Source organism: Brevundimonas aurantiaca (assembly GCF_904830995.1).
In the GTDB taxonomy this organism is placed as follows: Bacteria; Pseudomonadota; Alphaproteobacteria; order Caulobacterales; family Caulobacteraceae; genus Brevundimonas; species Brevundimonas aurantiaca.
On the sequence record NZ_CAJGVD010000001.1, the window covers coordinates 2,620,118 to 2,638,459 of the forward strand.

21 protein-coding genes are annotated in these 18,342 nt (G+C 69.0%); 18 read left to right on the top strand and 3 right to left on the bottom strand.

Translation table 11 applies throughout. The features are described 5' to 3' along the window. The first annotated feature begins 47 nt into the window (after nucleotides 1–47). From JMT67_RS12845 to JMT67_RS12885, 9 genes are all read left to right on the top strand, one after another. A complete protein-coding gene (locus tag JMT67_RS12845; protein ID WP_201463665.1) occupies nucleotides 48–1,514 on the top strand; it encodes an alpha/beta hydrolase in 1,467 nt (488 codons plus the stop codon). Nucleotides 1,515–1,517: 3 nt separating this feature from the next. Next, nucleotides 1,518–1,907: a hypothetical protein gene (locus JMT67_RS12850; protein WP_201463666.1), complete on the top strand. Its 390-nt coding sequence runs from the start codon at nucleotides 1,518–1,520 to the stop codon at nucleotides 1,905–1,907. Continuing rightward, nucleotides 1,904–2,374: a tol-pal system-associated acyl-CoA thioesterase gene (gene ybgC, locus JMT67_RS12855; protein WP_054764709.1), complete on the top strand. Its 471-nt coding sequence runs from the start codon at nucleotides 1,904–1,906 to the stop codon at nucleotides 2,372–2,374. Before JMT67_RS12850 ends, ybgC begins: the two co-directional genes overlap by 4 nt. A 29-nt stretch (nucleotides 2,375–2,403) precedes the next feature. Continuing rightward, nucleotides 2,404–2,829 carry a hypothetical protein gene (locus tag JMT67_RS12860; protein ID WP_054764710.1) on the top strand — a complete coding sequence of 142 codons (426 nt, stop codon included), beginning with the start codon at nucleotides 2,404–2,406 and terminating at the stop codon, nucleotides 2,827–2,829. Between the two features lie 35 nt (nucleotides 2,830–2,864). After that, nucleotides 2,865–3,962: a helix-turn-helix domain-containing protein gene (locus JMT67_RS12865; RefSeq protein WP_201463667.1), complete on the top strand. Its 1,098-nt coding sequence runs from the start codon at nucleotides 2,865–2,867 to the stop codon at nucleotides 3,960–3,962. Between the two features lie 58 nt (nucleotides 3,963–4,020). Further along, the gene (locus tag JMT67_RS12870; protein WP_054764712.1) at nucleotides 4,021–4,734 is read left to right on the top strand and encodes a CPBP family intramembrane glutamic endopeptidase, BDIM_20840 family; all 714 of its coding nucleotides are present in this window, start codon (nucleotides 4,021–4,023) and stop codon (nucleotides 4,732–4,734) included. A gap of 124 nt (nucleotides 4,735–4,858) precedes the next feature. Continuing rightward, nucleotides 4,859–5,614 carry a protein TolQ gene (gene tolQ, locus JMT67_RS12875; RefSeq protein ID WP_054764713.1) on the top strand — a complete coding sequence of 252 codons (756 nt, stop codon included), beginning with the start codon at nucleotides 4,859–4,861 and terminating at the stop codon, nucleotides 5,612–5,614. Nucleotides 5,615–5,617: 3 nt separating this feature from the next. Next, the gene (tolR, locus tag JMT67_RS12880; protein WP_183217762.1) at nucleotides 5,618–6,073 is read left to right on the top strand and encodes a protein TolR; all 456 of its coding nucleotides are present in this window, start codon (nucleotides 5,618–5,620) and stop codon (nucleotides 6,071–6,073) included. After that, nucleotides 6,074–6,901 (top strand): hypothetical protein, encoded by an 828-nt coding sequence (locus tag JMT67_RS12885; protein ID WP_201463668.1) that lies wholly within the window; start codon nucleotides 6,074–6,076, stop codon nucleotides 6,899–6,901. A 3-nt stretch (nucleotides 6,902–6,904) separates the two neighbouring features. On the opposite strand, the gene JMT67_RS12890 is transcribed toward JMT67_RS12885, so the two are convergent. After that, complete coding sequence (locus JMT67_RS12890; protein WP_054764716.1) at nucleotides 6,905–7,342, bottom strand: TA system VapC family ribonuclease toxin; 438 nt, start codon at nucleotides 7,340–7,342, stop codon at nucleotides 6,905–6,907. Beyond that, on the bottom strand, nucleotides 7,339–7,566 hold the full coding sequence (locus tag JMT67_RS12895; RefSeq protein ID WP_054764717.1) for a hypothetical protein: 228 nt from the start codon (nucleotides 7,564–7,566) through the stop codon (nucleotides 7,339–7,341). Before JMT67_RS12895 ends, JMT67_RS12890 begins: the two co-directional genes overlap by 4 nt. 144 nt (nucleotides 7,567–7,710) lie before the next feature. On the opposite strand from JMT67_RS12895, the gene tolB reads away from it, so the two are divergent. From tolB to ftsH, 6 genes are all read left to right on the top strand, one after another. Next, nucleotides 7,711–9,084 carry a Tol-Pal system beta propeller repeat protein TolB gene (gene tolB / locus JMT67_RS12900; RefSeq protein ID WP_152949498.1) on the top strand — a complete coding sequence of 458 codons (1,374 nt, stop codon included), beginning with the start codon at nucleotides 7,711–7,713 and terminating at the stop codon, nucleotides 9,082–9,084. Between the two features lie 153 nt (nucleotides 9,085–9,237). Beyond that, nucleotides 9,238–9,795 carry a peptidoglycan-associated lipoprotein Pal gene (pal, locus tag JMT67_RS12905; protein WP_152949499.1) on the top strand — a complete coding sequence of 186 codons (558 nt, stop codon included), beginning with the start codon at nucleotides 9,238–9,240 and terminating at the stop codon, nucleotides 9,793–9,795. A gap of 113 nt (nucleotides 9,796–9,908) precedes the next feature. After that, a complete protein-coding gene (locus tag JMT67_RS12910; protein ID WP_152949500.1) occupies nucleotides 9,909–11,018 on the top strand; it encodes a DUF3667 domain-containing protein in 1,110 nt (369 codons plus the stop codon). Nucleotides 11,019–11,060: 42 nt separating this feature from the next. Then, complete coding sequence (locus JMT67_RS12915) at nucleotides 11,061–11,903, top strand: tetratricopeptide repeat protein (RefSeq protein ID WP_201463669.1); 843 nt, start codon at nucleotides 11,061–11,063, stop codon at nucleotides 11,901–11,903. Further along, nucleotides 11,894–13,210 (top strand): tRNA lysidine(34) synthetase TilS, encoded by a 1,317-nt coding sequence (tilS, locus tag JMT67_RS12920; protein WP_201463670.1) that lies wholly within the window; start codon nucleotides 11,894–11,896, stop codon nucleotides 13,208–13,210. Before JMT67_RS12915 ends, tilS begins: the two co-directional genes overlap by 10 nt. Before the next feature lie 49 nt (nucleotides 13,211–13,259). Beyond that, nucleotides 13,260–15,224: an ATP-dependent zinc metalloprotease FtsH gene (ftsH, locus tag JMT67_RS12925; RefSeq protein WP_054764722.1), complete on the top strand. Its 1,965-nt coding sequence runs from the start codon at nucleotides 13,260–13,262 to the stop codon at nucleotides 15,222–15,224. 72 nt (nucleotides 15,225–15,296) lie between these two features. On the opposite strand, the gene JMT67_RS12930 is transcribed toward ftsH, so the two are convergent. Then, nucleotides 15,297–15,911 carry a malonic semialdehyde reductase gene (locus tag JMT67_RS12930; protein WP_054764723.1) on the bottom strand — a complete coding sequence of 205 codons (615 nt, stop codon included), beginning with the start codon at nucleotides 15,909–15,911 and terminating at the stop codon, nucleotides 15,297–15,299. 161 nt (nucleotides 15,912–16,072) lie between these two features. Between JMT67_RS12930 and JMT67_RS12935 the strand changes: the two genes are divergently transcribed. The 3 genes from JMT67_RS12935 to JMT67_RS12945 are packed head-to-tail and all read left to right on the top strand — an operon-like array spanning nucleotide 16,073 to nucleotide 18,263. Then, nucleotides 16,073–16,402 (top strand): YbaB/EbfC family nucleoid-associated protein, encoded by a 330-nt coding sequence (locus tag JMT67_RS12935; RefSeq protein WP_201463671.1) that lies wholly within the window; start codon nucleotides 16,073–16,075, stop codon nucleotides 16,400–16,402. Then, nucleotides 16,402–17,004 carry a recombination mediator RecR gene (gene recR, locus JMT67_RS12940; protein WP_201463672.1) on the top strand — a complete coding sequence of 201 codons (603 nt, stop codon included), beginning with the start codon at nucleotides 16,402–16,404 and terminating at the stop codon, nucleotides 17,002–17,004. Before JMT67_RS12935 ends, recR begins: the two co-directional genes overlap by 1 nt. 44 nt (nucleotides 17,005–17,048) lie before the next feature. Beyond that, nucleotides 17,049–18,263, top strand: coding sequence for a DNA recombination protein RmuC (locus JMT67_RS12945; RefSeq protein ID WP_201463673.1), 1,215 nt, complete (start codon nucleotides 17,049–17,051; stop codon nucleotides 18,261–18,263). Nucleotides 18,264–18,342: the final 79 nt, after the last annotated feature.

Sequence of the window (18,342 nt, forward strand, 5' to 3'; positions counted from 1 at the left end):
AGCGAGGCGGGCGGGGGTTTGCTGGGACGAACCGGAGCCCTCGACCCATGATCCTGCGCACCCTGGCCTTAGTGGCGTTTGCGGCCGGCCTGACCAGTCTGGCGCCGCCTGCGAAAGCAGCCGCCCCCGTCTTCACCGAAAAGGCCTGTCCGGCCGATTGGCCGACCGAGGTGCGCCAGGTGAGGTGCGGAAGCCTGACGGTGGACGAGGCGCGCGACGGGACGGGCAGCGACCGGCGCATCGACCTGGCCCTGGTCATCATCAAGGCCGCCGCCCCCTATAGGGACGCCTCGGGTCAGGCCCTGCCGACGGTGGTGATGTTCCACGGCGGGCCGGGCGGGGCCATGGTCGGCGGGGCCGGGCGGATGCTGACGGCCCTGCGTCGCAATCCGGAAGCCTTTGCGGTGGATCAGGACGTGATCCTGTTCGATCAGCGCGGCGGCGGGGCCGGCGCCCCGTCGATGGACTGTCCGGGGGTGCAGCTGACCGATGCGGGGCCGCCGTCGGATGCGGATCGCGACGGACTGATCGCCTGTCTGAAGGGGTATCAGGCCCAAGGCGTCGATCTGAACCAGTACAACGCCGCCGCCACCGCCGCCGACGTCAAGGACATGGTCCAGGCCCTGGGCCTGTCGAAGATCGACCTGTGGGGCGGCTCCTACGGCCCGCGCATCGAGGCGGCGGTCATCACCCACCAGCCTCAGATCGTCCGCGCCGCCGTGATGGACAGCCCCTGGCCGCCCGAGGGCAACTGGGCGGTTGGAACCCCGGAACAGGTGTCGACGGCGGTCAAGATCATCCTGGGCAAATGCCAGGCCCAGGCGGACTGCGCGGCGCGCCATCCGGACCTTCAGGCGCGGTTCGAGGCCGAGGCGCGCAAATGGCTGGCCGGCCCCGTGACGGGCAAGGACGGTAAGACCTTCACCGTCGACGACCTGTCGGCCTTTCTGATGGACACCACCTACAGCGCGCGGGGCGTGCGCAGCCTGCCGGCCGATCTGGAGAAGATCATCGCCGGGGACCTGAGCCCGGTCGCAGAGATCGCCGAGGACCGGACCTATTATTTCGAGGGTCAGCACATGGCCCATCTGTGCAAGGAAGAACTGCCGTTCGAATCCAAGGCGCGGCTGGCGGCGGGCGCCGCAGGCGATCCGGTCGCCGAGGTGCTGGTCCCCTCGCTGTCGCGGCTGTTCGACGTCTGCGCGGCGGTAGGGGAACGGCCCGCGCTGCCGATCGAGAACCTGCCGGTCCAGACCGACGTCCCGACCCTGTTCGTCGCCGCCGAGATCGATCCGGGCTGCCCGCCGCCCCTGACCGAGGCGGCGGCCAAGGGCTACTCCAACAGCCAGGTGGTGATCGTGACCAATGCGACCCACGGCGTCATCAACGCCAGCCCCTGCACCCGCAAGATGGCGCGCGACTTCCTGCGCGATCCATCGGCGCCGGTGGATCGCAGCTGCCTGCCACCGGCGGACACGCCGCTGAACTTCATCGAGGCCGCGACGGCGGGCTGAGACATGGGGCGGGCCTGGGTCTTTCCGTCCTCTTCCCGTGCGGTCGCCGCCCTGTTCGTCGCGGCGGCGCTGGCGGCGGCCGGGGCGGGACTGTGGATGATGACCCACCGGTCGCGGATTGCGCCGCCCGAGACGCCGTCGCATCGGGTCGTGCGCCAGATCGGCGAACAGCTGGGGCCCGGAGCCGAGCTGCGCTACGCCGAGGCGGGCGAGAAGCGGGCCGTCTGCGGCTATGTGGGCCGGTCCAGGGGCGGGGCGGCGGTGGGTTTCATCTCCGTGCCCAACCGCATCCTGTTCAGCGACGATCCCCTGCCGACCGAGTTCCGCGAGATGCGCCGACGCTATTGCCCCGGCTTCCTGACGCCGCCGCCCAGCGTTAGGCTGGGGACATGACCGATCTTCCAAGCGATCTTCCGACGGCGGGCCGTTTCGACGGGCGCGACCACCTGCTGCCGGTGCGGGTCTATTATGAGGACACCGACTTCACCGGCCTGGTCTATCACGCCAACTATGTCCGCTATTTCGAGCGGGGGCGGTCCGACTTTCTGCGCGCCGTCGGGGTGGGGCACGCCGACCTGCTGGAGGAGGATCAACCCCTGGCCTTCGTCGTGGCCGAGCTGAACATCCGCTATCTGAAGCCGGCGCGGATCGACGACGCCCTGGTGGTGCGGACCCAGTATGAGGCGATCCGGGGGCCGCGGCTGATCATTCGACAGACGGTGGAGCGCGGGGGCGAGGTGCTGTGCCGGGCCGAGGTGACGGCGGTCTGCATCCATCTGGACGGACGGCCGCGTCGCCCGACGAAGGGGCTGGTCGAGAAGGTGACGCCGTGGCTGGCGAAAGCCACGGGCGCCGATTAGGATTGGATGAACTCGGGGGAGGCTAGACCATGGAAAATCAGGGAATCACCGCCAGCGCGGTCATCGTGAGCTTCCTGCTGCTGGTTCTTGTGATCGGCGGCGGTCTGGTCGGCTGTCCCTATTACAAGGTCTGGGAGCGCAAGATGGCGGGCCAGGCCGAGCTGCAATATCAGCAGGGGGCGCGTCAGGCCCTGATCGCCCAGGCCGCCGCAGAAGACGAGGCGGCGATCAAACGGGCCGAGGCGGCGACGCGCCGGGTCCTGGGCTGGACCGATGCGGCCAAGCGCGGCTGCGAGGCCCTGGGCCGTCCGGGCGACCGCCAGTGCGAGGAACAGCTGCTGAAGGACGCCGCCACCTATTCCATCGCCAAGGAAGGCCATGAGGGCGTCATCATCAGCGTCGGCGCCCCCGTGTCGGTCGCTGTCGATCCGAACCGGCGGCCGAGCGCCGAGTGAGGCGCTGAGGCGAGCGATCGGCCCAAGGCAAGGCCATGATCATCGACCAGTTGGACGTCGCCGTCCGGGCCGCGGCGGCGTCGACCCTGCTTTTGCCCGCCGCCCTGCTGCTGCGGCAATGGCGGCGGATCGGCCTGCCCGCCCTGCTGTTGGCGCCCCTGGCCCTGTGTCTGACGGGCTTCGTCCTGGGCAATACGCCCCTGACGCTCAAACCCGACGGACCGGTCGGCGCCGCAGCTCGGGTGCTGAGCGGCTTTACGGTCATCTTCCTGTGGTGGTTCTGTCTGTCATGTTTCGACCGGCGGTTCCGGGTGCGGGGGCCGGTCCTTGTGGTCGGCTTGATCTGGGGGCTGATCGCCGCCCTGGATCGGGGCCTGTTCGGTGCGGCCCTGGGACAGTGGGAATGGTCGCGGCTGCTGTTGCCGCTGGGGTTCGCCATCGTCGGCCATCTGGTCTGGCGGCTTCTGGCCGAACGGGAGGACGACCTGATCCAGCAGAGGCACGACGCCCGCGTCCTGACCGCAGTCGGGCTGGGCGGGATGTTGTTCGTCGATCTGTCGGCCGACCTGCTGTTCGGCTTCGACTGGCGGCCGCTGGCCTTCGCCCTGAGCCAAAATCTGATGATCCTGATCTTCGGCCTTTGGCTGGCCGGGCGGCTGCTGACCGTGCGGCCCGAGGCCCTGACCTTCGGCGTGACGAACGCCGAGCGGGCGCCGGCCGAAGCGCCCGACCCGGGGGTAAGGGATGCGGCCCTTCATCGCCGTCTGACCGATCTGATGGAGGGCGAACGGGTCTTTCTGGATCCCGAACTGACCTTCGCCGCCTTTGTGGCCCGCATGGGGGCGTCGGAGCGGGCCGTGCGGACCCTGATCAACCACGAACTGGGCCATGACCATTTCCGCAGCTTCCTGAACCATTATCGGGTGGCCGAGGCGCGGCGGCGGCTGAGCGCGCCGTCGCACGCCGAAGACAAGCTGATCGCCGTCGCCCTGGACAGCGGCTTCGCCTCCCTGGCCAGTTTCAACCGGGCCTTCCGCGCGGTCGAGGGCTGCGCTCCGAGCCGCTACAGGGCGACCGCCCGCGCCGCCTTCTCGACAAAGGCAGGTTCTGAGGAGCCGAAAGCCGGGTTCTGAGGAGACGGCGCCGTCCCTGGGGCCCTAGTGCGGGCGGGTCTGACACAAGGGGACTAAAGTGAACGGATTGATCGGTTTGGCGGGGGTTCTGGCGCTTCTGCTGGGGCTGGGGACCGCGATCGGCTTGATGGACCGGCGCGGCTTTTCGTTTCGGTGGCTGCTGATCGCGGCCGGGCTGGTGGCGGTGAACGACGCCCTGCTCACCAATCTCTACGGCCTCTTGCCCGATGTGATCGGCGGGTCGTGGAACTGGCAGGGCAAGATATTGGCCCTGGCCGCCACCCTGGCGATCGCGGCCTGCCCCGGCTTCGGCCGGCGCCGCAGCGGCCTGACCCTGGTCCAGGCGCCGGGCAGTCTGAAAGCGGCCCTGCCGGTCGGCCTGCTCTATTGCGCCTTCTTCCTGGTCCTGGCCCTGGCCTTTTCGGGGGAGAGGGCCACGGGCGAAGAGATCGCCTTCCAGCTGACGATGCCGGGCCTGGAGGAGGAGCCCTTCTATCGCGGCGTGCTGTTGCTGGCGCTTTGCCAGGCCTTCACCGGGACCAAGCGCGTCCTGGGCGTGGATTGGAGCTGGGGGGCGGTTCTGTCGTGCCTGTTGTTCGGCCTGGCGCACGCCTTCGGCTTTTCGAAGGGCAGCTTTTCCTTCGATCCGCTGACGATGGCCATGACCGCCCTGCCCGCCTTCATCGCCGTCTGGCTGCGTCTGCGCACCGGAAGCCTGCTGGCGCCTGTCCTGCTGCACAATTTCGGAAACGCCGTGTCCCTGTTCCTCTGACGGGGCGCGCCTTTCTGGTGACGGCGGCGCGTGGGGCGGCTAAACGGGCGGGACGCCACACAATGGTCACGGCCGCTGGGTCGAAGAGGACGTGACCGATCCTGATCTCGCCCGGAGCGCCTGAATGACTACGCCCGTCGACGCCTCGATGATGAACCCCGTCGAGCTGTTCATGACCGCCGACTGGGTGGTGAAGTCGGTGATGGTGGGGCTGGCGGCGGCCTCGATCTGGTCCTGGACCATCATCATCGACAAGGCCTTCCGCTTCACCGCCCTGAACCGCCAGGCCGACGACTTCGACAAGGCGGTGCAGTCGGGCCGGTCGCTGGAGGATGTGGCGGCCCAGGCGGGACCGCAGCCGGAACACGCCCTGCCGCGCATGCTGGTGATCGCCTTGTCCGACTGGCGCGAGGCGCGTCAGAAGGGGGCGCTGAACGAACACCAGGGCGACCTGCTGATGACCCGGATCGACCGGGCCATGAACAGCCTGATCCAGCGCGAGGGCCAGAGGATCGAAAACGGCCTGGGCGTGCTGTCGGTCGTGGCGACGGCCTCGCCCTTCATCGGCCTGTTCGGCACGGTCTGGGGCATTATGAACGCCTTCGGCCGCATCGCCGCGGCGGGCAACACCAATCTGACCACGGTGGCGCCGGCAATCGCCGAGGCCCTGTTCGCCACGGCCATCGGCCTGGGCGCGGCCATTCCGGCCTATATCGCCTACAACAAGTTCTCGATCGACGCGGGCAAGTTCACCGGCCGGCTGGAAGCCTTCGCCGACGATCTTCAGGCGGCGGTGGCGCGGCGTCTGGGGGCTCCGTCCGCCCCGCCGCCCCCTCCGGTCGAGCCCGCCTCGGGCCTGAACCTGAAGCGGGGCGTCTGAGCCATGGCCTTGGGAGGCGGTTCGAGCGGCGGCGGGTCGCGTCGCGGGCGGCGGGGGCGCAAAGGCCCCCTGACCGAGATCAACGTCACGCCCCTGGTGGACGTGATGCTGGTGCTGCTGATCATCTTCATGATCTCGGCGCCGCTTCTGACCGTGGGCGTGCCGGTGGAGCTGCCCAAGACCGAGGCTAGCGCGGTCGAGACGAATAACGAACCCCTGTCGGTCAGCATCGACCAGCAGGGGGCGATCTTCATCGGCGACAGCGAGACGTCGTTCGACGATCTGGCGGTGCGTCTGCTGACCGAGGCCGGCGGATCGGACAAGGCGTCCGAGCGGCCGGTCTTCGTGCGGGCCGACGGCCGGGCGCCCTATCAGGCGGTGGCGCGGGTGATGGCGCGGCTGAGCGCCTCGGGCTTCACCAAGCTGAACCTGATCACCGACACGGCCCCGGAGGCCTGATTGCGCCGTCCGAGCCCCGCGATCCTCGGCTCCATCGCCCTGCACGCCGGGGTGGTCGCGCTCGCCTTCGTGTCGTTCTCGCAGAAGGCCGAGGAGGCGCCGCCGCTGGTGAACTCCGTGCCGGTGTCGATCGTGTCCGAGACCGTGATCGCGGCGGCAGCCGCCGACAATCCGCAGCCCGAGCCCTCGCCTGACGACGCCGCCACCGCCCCGGTCAGCGCGCCGGAAGAGCCGCCCCCGCCGGTCCCTGAGCCGACCCCGCCGCCGCCGACGCCTGCGCCCGCATTGAGACCCGCGCCCAAGCCCACGCCGACCCCGACGCCCCGGCCGACCCCGCGGCCTGCGCCCCCGACGCCGGAAAAGGCCCGGCCGACGCCGCCGCGACCGACCCCGCCGACCCCGACCCGACCGGCGCCGAAGCGCGAGGAGCCGAGCCTGGACTTGGACGCCCTGGCGGGCCCGACGCGCCCGACCAACAATCGCGGCCGCCCGGCGACCGGTCAGCAGGGGTCGGGAACCGCCTCCCAGGCCACGGGGCCGCAGGTCACGGCCATCTTCAACCAGGTCTATCCGAACTGGATTCTGCCCTGCGACATCCCCGGGGCGGACCAGTTGCGCATTCAGGTCGAACTGACCCTGTCGGCCGACGGGCGGATTACGCGCGGCCCGACCCTGGTCAATCCGCAGTCGTCCTCGGTCTATCGGGCGGCGGCGGACGGGGCGCTGCGGGCCCTGCGCCAGACCGCCCCCTTCGACGTGCCCCAGGGCTTTCCCGGCGGCGCCTATCGCCCGACCTTCAACACCGAACGGGCCTGCCGGAACCGGTGAGGCTCAGGTGTCCGTGATCAGGTGAAGGGCCGATCGTCCGCCTTTGACGGCGTCTGGGGACAGTCGGCGATCGAAGGTCGCAAGCCGGCCCCCGTTCGAGACCGCCAGAGCCAGGAGATAGGCGTCTGTGATCTGTTCCGGCTTGGTCAGGGCCGAGGGCTCGAACAGGCGTTCGTCGGCCAGGCTGACGGCATCCGGCCAAAAGACGTGACCAGCCATGTCTCGCAGCAGAGCGAGAATCCGAACGACATCGGAAGGCGGGCCGACCGGATTGCGATAGCGGCTGCTGCCGACGATGCGGACCAAACCGTTCTCGGTTATCGGACAGGTGGCCCAGGACGGAGCGGCTTCGCGTTGGAACCAGGTATTGGCAGGATGGTGAAAGACGTGGCGGGGATCGACGAGGGCGATCAGCACGTTCACGTCCAACAGATAGGTCAAGGCAGCTCGTCACGCAGGGCGTTGACGTCTTCCAGCGTGACCATGGGCCCAGGCCGATCTGGCAGAAGAGGAACCCCGTTGCGGAAGCGCACCGTGCTCTCACGCTTTTGCAGCGCCTGACGAGCGAGTTCAGACATCACCTCACCCACCGTGCGGTCCTGGTGGGCGGCAAGGGCGCGAGCCGCATTCAGCACGTCGTCGTCTATGGCGAGGGTGGTGCGCATGCCGCCGAAGATAATGCATCACGCATCACGCATCAATGTGAGGCGCGCCTCCTCAAAGTCGCCCCATTCGCCGTGAGAAGCTGGCGATTGTCATACGAACCGGCGATAAGGTCGGCGATCTTTCGAGATTTACGGGAGCATTTGATGCGTCTGAACCTCCTTCTGGCCTCGGTCGCCGCCGTGGCGACGACCGTCTCTTCCGCCCAGGCCCAGAACGTCGCAGCCGCGCCCCAGCAGAGCCAGCCGGTCGAGGTCGAGATCGACCAGGGGGTGCTGCGCCCGCTCCAGATCGCCATAGTGCCCTTCAGCGGCGATCATGGGGCCGACATCTCCAGCGTGATCAGCGGCAATCTGAAACGGTCGGGCTTCTTCGAACCGCTGAACCCGGCCGGCTTCATCGAGACCGGCCTGACCCTGGCCAATGCGCCCAACTTCCCCCAGTGGACCCAGATCGGCGCCCAGGCGGTGCTGTATGGGGCGGTGACGCCGCGGGCCGACAATCGGGTGGACGTGGGCTTCCGCCTCTATGACCCGTACCGCCAGTGCCAGCTGGTCAGCTATCAGTTCACCGCCACGGCCGAGCAGTGGCGCCGGATCGCGCACAAGATTTCCGACGTCATCTATCAGCGGATGACCGGCGAGGCCGGCTTCTTCGATTCCCGCGTCATCTTCGTCTCCGAAGAGGGGACGCAGCTGAACCGGATCAACCGCCTGACCATCGCCGACCAGGACGGGTTCAACCCGGTCTATCTGACCCAGGGCGACGAGGTGATCATGTCGCCGCGCTTTTCGGCCTCCCAGCCGGACGAGATCACCTATGTGGCGCTGGGCAAGGATTACAGCCGGATCTATCTGTACAATCTGACCACGGGGCGGCGCGAAAGCCTGGGTCAGTTCGACGGCCAGGTGCTGGCGCCGCGCTTCTCCAACGACGGCAACAAGATCGCCTTTTCGATCATCCGGGGCGGCAATACCGACATCTATGTGATGGACCTGCGCAGCCGCCAGCTGTCGCGGCTGACGTCGGACCCCGGCATCGACACCTCGCCCTCCTTCAGCCCGGACGGCAGCCAGATCGTGTTCAACTCGGACCGGTCGGGGACGGCGCGCCTCTATGTCATGCGGGCCGACGGCTCGGGCCAGCGGCCGATCTCGCGCGGCGGCGGCGTCTATACGGCGCCGTCCTGGAGCCCCACCGGCGACCTGATCGCCTTCACCAAACAGTCGGGCGGCCGGTTCTCGACGGGGGTGATGAACTCTGACGGCTCGGGCGAGCGCATCCTGTCGTCCAGCTATTTCGAAGAGGGGCCCAACTGGGCGCCCAACGGCCGCTATGTGATGTTCGCCCGCCAGACGCGGGGCGGGGACACCCGGCTGTGGACGGTGGACCTGTCGGGTCGGGTGGTGGCCCAGGCGGGCTACAACGGCCGCGGCACCGACCCGGCCTGGTCGCCGCTGTTGGATGCGCCGCCGTCGAACCTGGGCTTCGGCCAGGGCCCCGACAGCTGCCCGGCCTGAGGTCGGCCGGCGTCGCGTGACGCCGTTCGCCGTCAGACGGAGCCATTCGGCTCAACACTGCGTTATCGCCCCTGGCGCCCAAAATCCGCCAAGGGCAGAACTTAAGGCCAAGCTTGAGGCCGCCGTCCTCATAATCCTTCAGGAGACGACCCGATGAAAAAATCCCGCATCATGACCGTGGCCATGGTCGGCTGCGCCGTCGCCGCCATGGCCGCCTGCGCCCGCAAGCCGGTCGAGGGCGTCGTGCCGACCGAACCCGCGACCACCGCCCCGACCGGCCCGGCCTATCCGACCGCCCCGACCGGCCCGGTGTCCGGCGGCAATATGGGCGCCGCCGCCCCCGGCACGGAACAGGACTTCGTCGTCAATGTCGGCGACCGGATCTATTTCGACCTGGATTCCTATGAGGTCCGGCCCGAGGCCATGCCGCGCCTGGACGCCCAGGCCCAGTGGCTGCAACGCTATCCGTCGGTCACGGTGCGGATCGAGGGCAACGCCGACGAACGCGGCACCCGCGAATACAACCTGGCCCTGGGCGCCCGCCGCGCCGAGGCCGTCCGCACCTATCTGATCAATCGCGGCGTGCCCGCCGGCCGGATCGACACCATCAGCTTCGGCAAGGAGCGCCCGATCGCCGAAGGCTCGAACGAAGAGGCCTGGGCCCGCAACCGCAACGCCCACACCGCCATCGTCTCGGGCGCCGCGCGCTAAGGGGCGAGAGCCGAAATCGAGACCGGAGAGGCGTCGGCGAAGGCCGGCGCCTCTTTTCTTTTCCGCCCGCCCTCCGCAAGGTGGCCTTCGCAAGACGACGGGGGATCAAGGGCGTGGATATCGAAGGAGCCGGCGGGGCCATCACCGGCGGGCTGATCGCGGGGGCGATCGAGAAACCGGCGGGCCAGGCGGGCGAGGCCGGCCACGGCGTCTGTTCGGACTGCGGGGCCGAGACCAGCGGAAACTTCTGCGCCCACTGCGGCCAGCCGACCCATGTCCACCGCACCTTGCTGCATCTGGGCGAGGAGCTGCTGCACGGAGTCATGCATTTCGACGCCCGGGTCTGGCGCACCCTGCCGCTGTTGGCCTTGAACCCCGGCCGTCTCACGCGCGAATGGGTTCAGGGCAAACGCACCCGCTATGTCTCGCCCCTGGCGATCTTTCTGTGCACCCTCTTCATCATGTTCTTCGCCCTCAGCTTCATGCCCCAGCCGGGGGCGCATGAGGGTGAGGCGGAACGCACCGCCCGTCTCCAGGCCGAGGTCGCCGAACAGCGGCTGGGTCTGGTCGAGGCGGAAAAGACCGTCGCCGAACTGCGCGCCGACCCCGAAGTGAACGACAGTCCGATCGCCGCCCAGACCCTGAAGACCGCCGAGGGGGTGGTGGAGAACCGCCGCCAGTCGCTGAACCGGCTGGAGACCGAGCTGCGCGACGGCCGGTCCGACGGCCTGGCCCCCGGCACCTGGCAGGCCCAGGTCAAGGACTTGGCCGCCGACGGCAAGGTCAAGGGCCACGGCCTGGGCGCCGTGCTGCTGAAGAAGCTCCAGAACCCGGACCTGGCCCTCTATAAGCTGCAGCAGACCCTCTATAAGTTCGCCTTCCTGCTGGTGCCCTTCTCCCTGCCGTTCGTGGCCCTGCTGTTCCTGTGGAAGCGGGGCTTCACCCTGTACGACCACGGCGTCTTCATCCTGTATTCCCTGACCTTCATGGCCCTGCTGCTGATGGTCATGGTCCTGGCCGGGACGATCAACGGCGTCCTGGGCGGCTTCGTCGGCCTGATCGGGCTGGCGGTCATACCGGCGCATATGTTCGCCCAGTTGAAGGGCGCCTATGGTCTGTCGATCTTTTCGGCCCTGTGGCGGACGGCGGCCCTGCTGTTCTTCTGCAACATCGTCATCGGCCTGTTCGTCACGGCCATCGTCTATCTGGGTCTGGGTCATTAGGTCCGCCTTGCGGCGGCCCCAAATCGGTGAAAGCTAGAAGCCATGATCAAGCTGTCCTTCCCCCGTCTCCTGGCCCTGACGGCCGTCGGCCTGGTTCTGGCCGGGGGCGGCGTCGCCGTCGCCCAGCAGGCCGCGCCCAACATCATGCAGCCCATTGAATGGGACAAGCGCCGGCTGGACCAGCTGGACCGCAATGTGCGTCGGCTGGAACGCGCCCTGACCCAGAGGAACGCCGCCGGTCAGCCGGTGCTGGTCGAGCCCGACCCCGAGGTGGTCACCCTCCAGGGCCAGTTCGGCCTGTTGAGCCAGAGGCTGGAGGATCTGGAGGCCACGGTGCGCCGGATCAACGGCGACAATGAGCGGCTGACCTTCCAGCTGGACGAGGCCCAGCGCGACAATGCGGCGCTGAGAACCCGGATCGTGGACGCCGAGGGCCGGATCGAGAAGCTGGAGCGGGCGGCCGAGCTGAACGCCCCGATCGAGGCCAATTCCCCGACCGGCGACGCCGGGCAGGACCTGGCGGCGGCCGTGCGGCTGATGGGCGAGGACCGGGCGCGCGGCGCGCGGGCGCTGGAGACGGTGGTCGTGACCTGGCCCGACACCCCCCAGGCGCGCGAGGCCAACTCCCGCCTGGGCGACATCCGCGTCTCGGCCAATGACAAGGCGGGGGCCGTGGCCTTCTACGCGGCGGCCCTGAAGGACTGGCCGCGCATCGGCTGGGCGGCCGATACGACGCTGAAACTGGCCGACGCCCTGTTCGCCCCCGACCGCAAGACTCAGGGTTGTGCGGCCCTGGCGGAGTTCACACGCCGCTACGCCCCCTCGGCCTCGGATCCGCAGAAGGCCCGCGCCGCCCAGATGAAGACCGCCGGCGGGTGCAGCTGACGATCCCGCCGGACGGCGGGACCGGAGGTCTCCAGTCCCGGCTGTTCGCGCGGCTGGACGATCGGCTGACGGTCGATGACGACCGACCCGTCGCCCTGGCCCTGTCCGGGGGCGGGGATTCCATCGCCCTGATGCGGATGACGGCGGCCTGGGCCCAGAAGCGGGGCCGGCCGGTTCTGGCCCTGACGGTGGATCACGGACTGAACCCCGACAGCCCCGCCTGGACCCGGTTCGCGGGCGAGGCGGCCCAGGCTGCGGGCTGCGCCTGGCGGGGTCTGGTCTGGACCGGGGACAAGCCTGTTGCGGGCCTGACGGCGGCGGCGCGGGCGGCCCGGCACCGGCTGATCGCCGAGGCCGCGCGGGCCGCCGGGGCGCGGGTCGTGCTGATGGCCCACACCGCCGACGACGCAGCCGAGGCCGATCTGATGCGGGCCGAGGGCTCGACCCTGGGGCGGGTGCGCGAATGGGCGCCCTCGCCGGCCTGGCCCGAGGGGCGGGGGCTGATGCTGCTGCGGCCCCTCTTGGACGAACGGCGCGAGACCCTGCGGGCCTGGCTGAGAGATCAGGGCGCCGGCTGGATCGAAGACCCCGCCAACGCCGATCCGCGTTTCGGCCGCAGCCGGGCGCGGCAAGCCTTGGCCGATCGGGCCGTAGCGGACCTCCCTGCCGAAGCCCCCCCGGCCACAGCTCCCAGAAAGTCCGGCGCCGTCCAGCCTGTGCGTTTTTCTTCGGAGGGCTTGATCCAGACCTCGCGCGACATCGAGCCTCGCGTCCTGGCCACGGCCCTGGTCTGTATCGGGGGCGGATCGACCCCGCCGCGGGGCGAGCGGCTGGCGCGGCTGATCAGGCGATTGCGCGCGGGCGAGGATTTCGCCGTCGTCCTGTGCGGGACGCGGGTCGAGGCCGAGGGGCGGACGGTCCTGATGATGCGCGAAGCCGGAGAACTGGCGCGGACGGCGCGGGCCGACCTGGCCCTGGTCCCAGGGGCGGAGACGGTCTGGGACGGCCGGTTCGCCTTTGAGGCCCTGGCGCCGGGCTGGCGCGTGGGCGCCGCGCGGGGGCGTCTGGCGCAACTGCCCGCGTCGGATCGGGCGGCCCTGGGGCGGCTGCCGCCTGCGGCGCGGGGGGCGCAGCCTGTGCTGTTCCGGCCGGACGGGACCGGGCCGGTTCTTGCAAGCCCGGCCGTGCGACGACGCGATCTGGCGCCCGAACGGCTCAGACTGGCGCTGGGCGAAACGACGCATGAGGACGATCTGATCGCGCCGCCATGGCGTAACGCGGCGGAAGCGCCTATTTTCCGAGACTGACAATCCAGCCGTCGGGCCAGAGGGCGCCGGCGGACGACCGAGGACCTCAATGAACCTGCGTAATCTGGCGATCACGGGCGTCATCATCCTGGCCCTGCTGGCGGTCTATGCGGCGGTGTCGCAGGGCGGCGCCATGACCGGCATGGCGGCCCAGGGCGGCCCCGGCGCCGGCCGGCCCGAGACCATCACCTATTCCCAGCTGGTGCAGCGGGTCGAGGCCGGCGACATCAAGGAAGCCACCGTGCGCGGCGACCAGGTGACCGGCGTCTATAAGAACGACGGCCGCTTCTCCGCCACCACCCCCTATCCGAACGAGCAGCTGGTCAACTCCATGCTGGCCAACGGCGTCAACGTCGACGCCAAGACCACGCGCCAGTCGATCTGGATGAGCCTGTTGATGGGCATCCTGCCCATCGCCCTGCTGGTCGGGGTGTGGATCTTCTTCATGCGCCAGATGCAGGGCGGGGCGCGCGGCGCCATGGGCTTCGGCAAGTCCAAGGCCAAGCTGCTGACCGAGCACAAGGGGCGCAAGACCTTTGACGACGTCGCCGGCGTGGACGAGGCCAAGGAAGAACTGACCGAGGTGGTCGAATTCCTGAAGGATCCGGGCAAGTTCCAGCGCCTGGGCGGCAAGATTCCCAAGGGCGCCCTGCTGGTCGGCCCTCCCGGCACCGGCAAGACGCTTCTGGCCCGTGCGGTCGCGGGCGAGGCGGGCGTGCCCTTCTTCTCCATCTCGGGCTCCGACTTCGTCGAGATGTTCGTCGGCGTCGGCGCGTCGCGGGTCCGCGACATGTTCGAACAGGCCAAGAAGAACGCCCCCTGCATCATCTTCATCGACGAGATCGACGCGGTGGGTCGCCATCGCGGCGCCGGCCTGGGCGGCGGCAATGACGAGCGCGAACAGACGCTGAACCAGCTGCTGGTCGAGATGGACGGTTTTGAAGCCTCCGAGAACATCATCCTGATCGCCGCCACCAACCGTCCGGACGTGCTGGACCCGGCCCTGCTGCGCCCCGGCCGGTTCGACCGTCAGGTGGTGGTGCCCAACCCCGACGTCTCGGGGCGCGAGCGTATTCTGCGCGTGCACATGAAGGACGTGCCCCTGGCCGCCGACGTCAACGTCAAGACCATCGCACGCGGCACGCCGGGCTTCTCGGGCGCCGACCTGGCCAATCTGGTCAATGAGGCGGCCCTGATGGCGGCGCGCAAGGACCGTCGCATGGTCACGCACCGCGATTTCGAAGACGCCAAGGACAAGGTGCTGATGGGCTCGGAACGTCGCTCCATGGCGATGAACGAGGAAGAAAAGCGCCTGACCGCCTATCACGAGGCCGGTCACGCCATCGTCGCCATGAACGTCAAGATGGCCGACCCCGTGCACAAGGCCACCATCGTGCCGCGCGGCCGGGCCCTGGGCATGGTCATGCAGCTGCCGGAAGGCGACCGTTATTCGATGAAGTACCAGCAGATGATCGACCGGATCGCCATCATGGCCGGCGGTCGGGTGGCGGAAGAGCTGATCTTCGGCAAGGAGAACATCACCTCCGGCGCCTCGTCCGACATCGAACAGGCGACCAAGCTTGCAAGGGCGATGGTCACCCGCTGGGGCTTTTCCGAAAAGCTGGGCACCGTGGCCTATGGCGAGAACCAGGAGGAGGTCTTCCTGGGCCATTCGGTCGCGCGCAGCCAAAACGTGTCCGAGGAGACGGCCCGCACCATCGACGAGGAGGTCCGCCGTCTGGTCGCCTCGGGCTGGGACGAGGCGCGCAAGATACTGACCGAAAAGGCCGAGCATCACGAGAAACTGTCGCAGGCCCTGCTGGAGTACGAGACCCTGTCGGGCGAAGAGATCAAGGACCTGCTGGAGAAGGGGGTCGCGCCGAACCGCGACGAGAACAACTTCCCCAACGCCGGGCCTTCGGTCTCGGTGCCGGTGACGCCGGTGTCGGACGGGACCGAGATCGAGATCCCGGTCGAAAAGCCCGCCGTGACCAGTGTGCCGACGGTCCACTGAGGCTCAGGCGCAGACAAAGAAGAAGGGGCGGCCTGCGAAGGCCGCCCCTTTTTTTTTGACGTCGGGCAGGGCTCAGAGAATCTGCGCCGCCTGGTCGAAGCTCAGGCGCGGCGAGCGGGGGAACAGGTTCTCGTCCGTGCCGTAACCCAGGTTCAGAATGTAGTTGGGTTCGACATGGCTGTCGGGGAAGAACTCGGCCTTCACCCCCGCGGCGTCGAAGCCCGACATGGGGCCGACGTCCAGACCCAGGGCGCGAGCCGCGATGGTCAGATAGCCGCCCTGGAGCGAGGCGTTGCGGAAGGCGGTCTCGCGCCGTCCGGCCTCGTCGGCGAACCAGTCGCGGGCGCCCGGCGCATGGGGAAACAGGGTCGGCAGATGGTCGTGGAAGTCCAGATCCTGAGCCAGGATCAGATTGACCGGCGCCTGCTGGGTCTTGGCGCGATTGCCCTCGCTCATCAGCGGGATCAGCCGGGCCTTGGCCTCGGGCGAGGTGACGAAGACGAACCGGGCCGGGCCGGCGTTGACGGCCGTAGGGCCGAACTTGGTCAGGTCGTAAAGTTTCTTCAGCAGCTCGGGCGCGACCGGCCGGTCGCTCCAGGCGTTGCGGGTGCGCGCCTCGGTGAAGAGTTGCGCCAGGGCGGCGTCCGACAGAGGGAGGTCGCGGGGGGAGAGAGCGTCATAGGCCATGGGAGGGCGTCCTGATCTGCAAAAGCAACAAAGTCTGGTGCTTATTTAGGCCCTTCAGCAACTGTCACAAGTGCAAATACGGCAATCCATCGTTTCTGAATCTGGACCGGCGCGCCCGCCGCCCCCTGTCGCAAGACGCGGCTTCGTCCTATCTAGGCAGGATGAAAGACCTGACCCAACTGATGCAGCAGGCCCAGGCGATGCAGCAAAAGCTGCAGGACGCCCAGGCCAAGATGGCCGAAACCACCGCCGAGGGCTCCTCCGGCGGCGGGCTGGTGAGCGTGGCCCTGAGGGGCGCGGGCGAGATCACGGCGATCAAGATCGACGACAGCCTGCTTACCCCCGGCGAGGGCGAGATCCTGGCCGATCTGATCGTGGCGGCCCATGCCGACGCCAAGCGCAAGCTGGACGAGGTGAACGCCGCCCTGATGCGCGAGGCCGCCGGCCCCATGGCCGGGATGAATATTCCCGGAATGCCGAAACTGTTCTGATGGCCGCCTCCGCCGGGCCGGAGATCGAGCGGCTCATCTCCCTTCTCGCCAAGCTTCCGGGCCTGGGACCGCGCTCGGCCCGGCGCGCGGCCCTGGCCCTGCTGAAGCGGCGCGAGCAGCTGCTCGTGCCGCTGGCGGCGTCTCTGGCCGAGACGGCCGACAAGGTGGTCTCCTGCTCGGTCTGCGGCGCGCCCGATACGCGCGACCCCTGCGCCGTCTGTTCGGACGGGGCCCGCGACAACGGCCTGATCTGCGTGGTCGAGGAGGCCGGCGCCCTGTGGGCCATGGAGCGGTCCGGCGCCTTCCGCGGCAAATATCATGTGCTGGGCGGCCTGCTGTCCGCCCTTGACGGCGTCGGCCCCGAACATCTGCGCATCGCCGAACTGGTCGGCCGTGTGAAGGGCGGCCATGTGCGCGAGGTCGTCCTGGCCCTGCCCGCTACCGTCGACGGCCAGACCACAGCCCACTATGTCGCCGAGCGGATCGCCGGCCCGGACGTCCAGGTCACCTCCCTGGCGCGCGGCGTGCCGGTGGGCGGCGAACTGGACTGGCTGGACGACGGCACCATTGTTCAAGCGCTGCGGGCGCGGCGGCCGGCCTAGGCTCGCGTCTTCCCCGAGCCGCCGACTCCGGCTAGGAACGGAGCATGAACATGTTCGTGCTGATCCTCGCCGTCGTCGCTCTTGCCTTCGGGGGCGGTTTTCTGTGGGCCTTTATGGGGTGGCAGAGGGCGCGGGGAGAGCTGGCGGCGGCCCAGGCTCGGATCGACCTGGTCGAGGAGAGCCGCGTCACGATGGGCGAGCTGCTGAAGGCCCAGGCGGCCCAGTCGGCCCAGGCGGTGGCGGATCAGATGGTCAGCCGCGCCACCGAGACCTTCCGGGCCCAGGACCAGCTGGCGCGCGAGCGGATGGCGGCCCAGCTGAAGCCGGTGGCCGACACCCTGACGAAGTTTCAGGAACATGTGGCGGCGCTGGAAAAGGCCCGGGCCGAGGAGACCGGCGGCCTGAAGGAACAGCTGACCCAGCTGATGGCCGCCTCCTCGGCCACGCGGGACGAGGCGCGCAAACTGACCGAGGCCCTGCGCGGCAATACCGGGCGGCGCGGCCGCTGGGGCGAACAGACCTGCCGCAATGTGCTGGAGGCCGCGGGCATGGCCGGGCGGTTCGACTTCACCGAACAGACCTCGAGCGCCGACGACGAGGGGCGCCAGAACCGGCCCGACTTCCTGGTGCGGTTGCCCGGCGGCGGCCTGTTCGTGATCGACGCCAAGGTGCCCCTGGCCTTTGACGAGGAGGAGGGGGACGAGGAGACGCGCGCCCGGTCGATGGGCCTGCGGATCGCCGCCAGCCTGAAGACCCATGTGCGCCAGCTGTCGTCCAAGGCCTATCAGGACCAGTTCAAGCCCAGCCCCGACTTCGTCGTCCTGTTCGTGCCGGGCGACAGCTTTCTGTCCACCGCGCTCGACCATGCGCCGAACCTGCTGTCGGACGCGATGGAATCGCGGGTGGTGATCGCCACCCCCTCCACCCTGTTCGCCCTGTGCAAGGCCGTCGCCTACGGCTGGCGGGCCGAGGAACAGGCGGCCAACGCCGACAAGGTCGCGGCCCTGGGGCGCGAACTCTACAAGCGTCTGTCGGTCATGGGCGGCCATGCCTCGGCGGTCGGCCGGGCGCTGGATCAGGCGGTCGGGAAATACAACCAGTTCGTCGGCTCGCTGGAGAGCCAGGTCATGGTCTCCGCCCGCCGGTTCGAGGATCTGCACGTCGACCACGAGGGCAAGGAAATCCCCGCCCTGGCCCAGGTCGAAACCCAGCCCCGCACCATCACCCGGCCCGAGCTGACGGCGCCGTCAGACAACTGAACTTGTCTCTTTGACAAGGGGGCTTGACATGTCGCTCGCTCTGGTGAGACAAGTATCCTTGTCATAACGACAAGGGAGA

Bases quoted from the DNA above. Each gene is read 5' to 3' on its own strand.
- JMT67_RS12945 (WP_201463673.1), top strand. From the start codon at position 17,049: ATGAACATGTTCGTGCTGATCCTCGCCGTCGTCGCTCTTGCCTTCGGG.
- ftsH (WP_054764722.1), top strand. From the start codon at position 13,260: ATGAACCTGCGTAATCTGGCGATCACGGGCGTCATCATCCTGGCCCTG.
- JMT67_RS12930 (WP_054764723.1), bottom strand. From the start codon at position 15,911: ATGGCCTATGACGCTCTCTCCCCCCGCGACCTCCCTCTGTCGGACGCC.
- JMT67_RS12865 (WP_201463667.1), top strand. From the start codon at position 2,865: ATGATCATCGACCAGTTGGACGTCGCCGTCCGGGCCGCGGCGGCGTCG.
- JMT67_RS12935 (WP_201463671.1), top strand. From the start codon at position 16,073: ATGAAAGACCTGACCCAACTGATGCAGCAGGCCCAGGCGATGCAGCAA.
- tolB (WP_152949498.1), top strand. From the start codon at position 7,711: ATGCGTCTGAACCTCCTTCTGGCCTCGGTCGCCGCCGTGGCGACGACC.
- pal (WP_152949499.1), top strand. From the start codon at position 9,238: ATGAAAAAATCCCGCATCATGACCGTGGCCATGGTCGGCTGCGCCGTC.
- JMT67_RS12850 (WP_201463666.1), top strand. From the start codon at position 1,518: ATGGGGCGGGCCTGGGTCTTTCCGTCCTCTTCCCGTGCGGTCGCCGCC.
- tolR (WP_183217762.1), top strand. From the start codon at position 5,618: ATGGCCTTGGGAGGCGGTTCGAGCGGCGGCGGGTCGCGTCGCGGGCGG.
- ybgC (WP_054764709.1), top strand. From the start codon at position 1,904: ATGACCGATCTTCCAAGCGATCTTCCGACGGCGGGCCGTTTCGACGGG.
- JMT67_RS12860 (WP_054764710.1), top strand. From the start codon at position 2,404: ATGGAAAATCAGGGAATCACCGCCAGCGCGGTCATCGTGAGCTTCCTG.
- recR (WP_201463672.1), top strand. From the start codon at position 16,402: ATGGCCGCCTCCGCCGGGCCGGAGATCGAGCGGCTCATCTCCCTTCTC.
- JMT67_RS12845 (WP_201463665.1), top strand. From the start codon at position 48: ATGATCCTGCGCACCCTGGCCTTAGTGGCGTTTGCGGCCGGCCTGACC.
- JMT67_RS12915 (WP_201463669.1), top strand. From the start codon at position 11,061: ATGATCAAGCTGTCCTTCCCCCGTCTCCTGGCCCTGACGGCCGTCGGC.
- tolQ (WP_054764713.1), top strand. From the start codon at position 4,859: ATGACTACGCCCGTCGACGCCTCGATGATGAACCCCGTCGAGCTGTTC.
- JMT67_RS12895 (WP_054764717.1), bottom strand. From the start codon at position 7,566: ATGCGCACCACCCTCGCCATAGACGACGACGTGCTGAATGCGGCTCGC.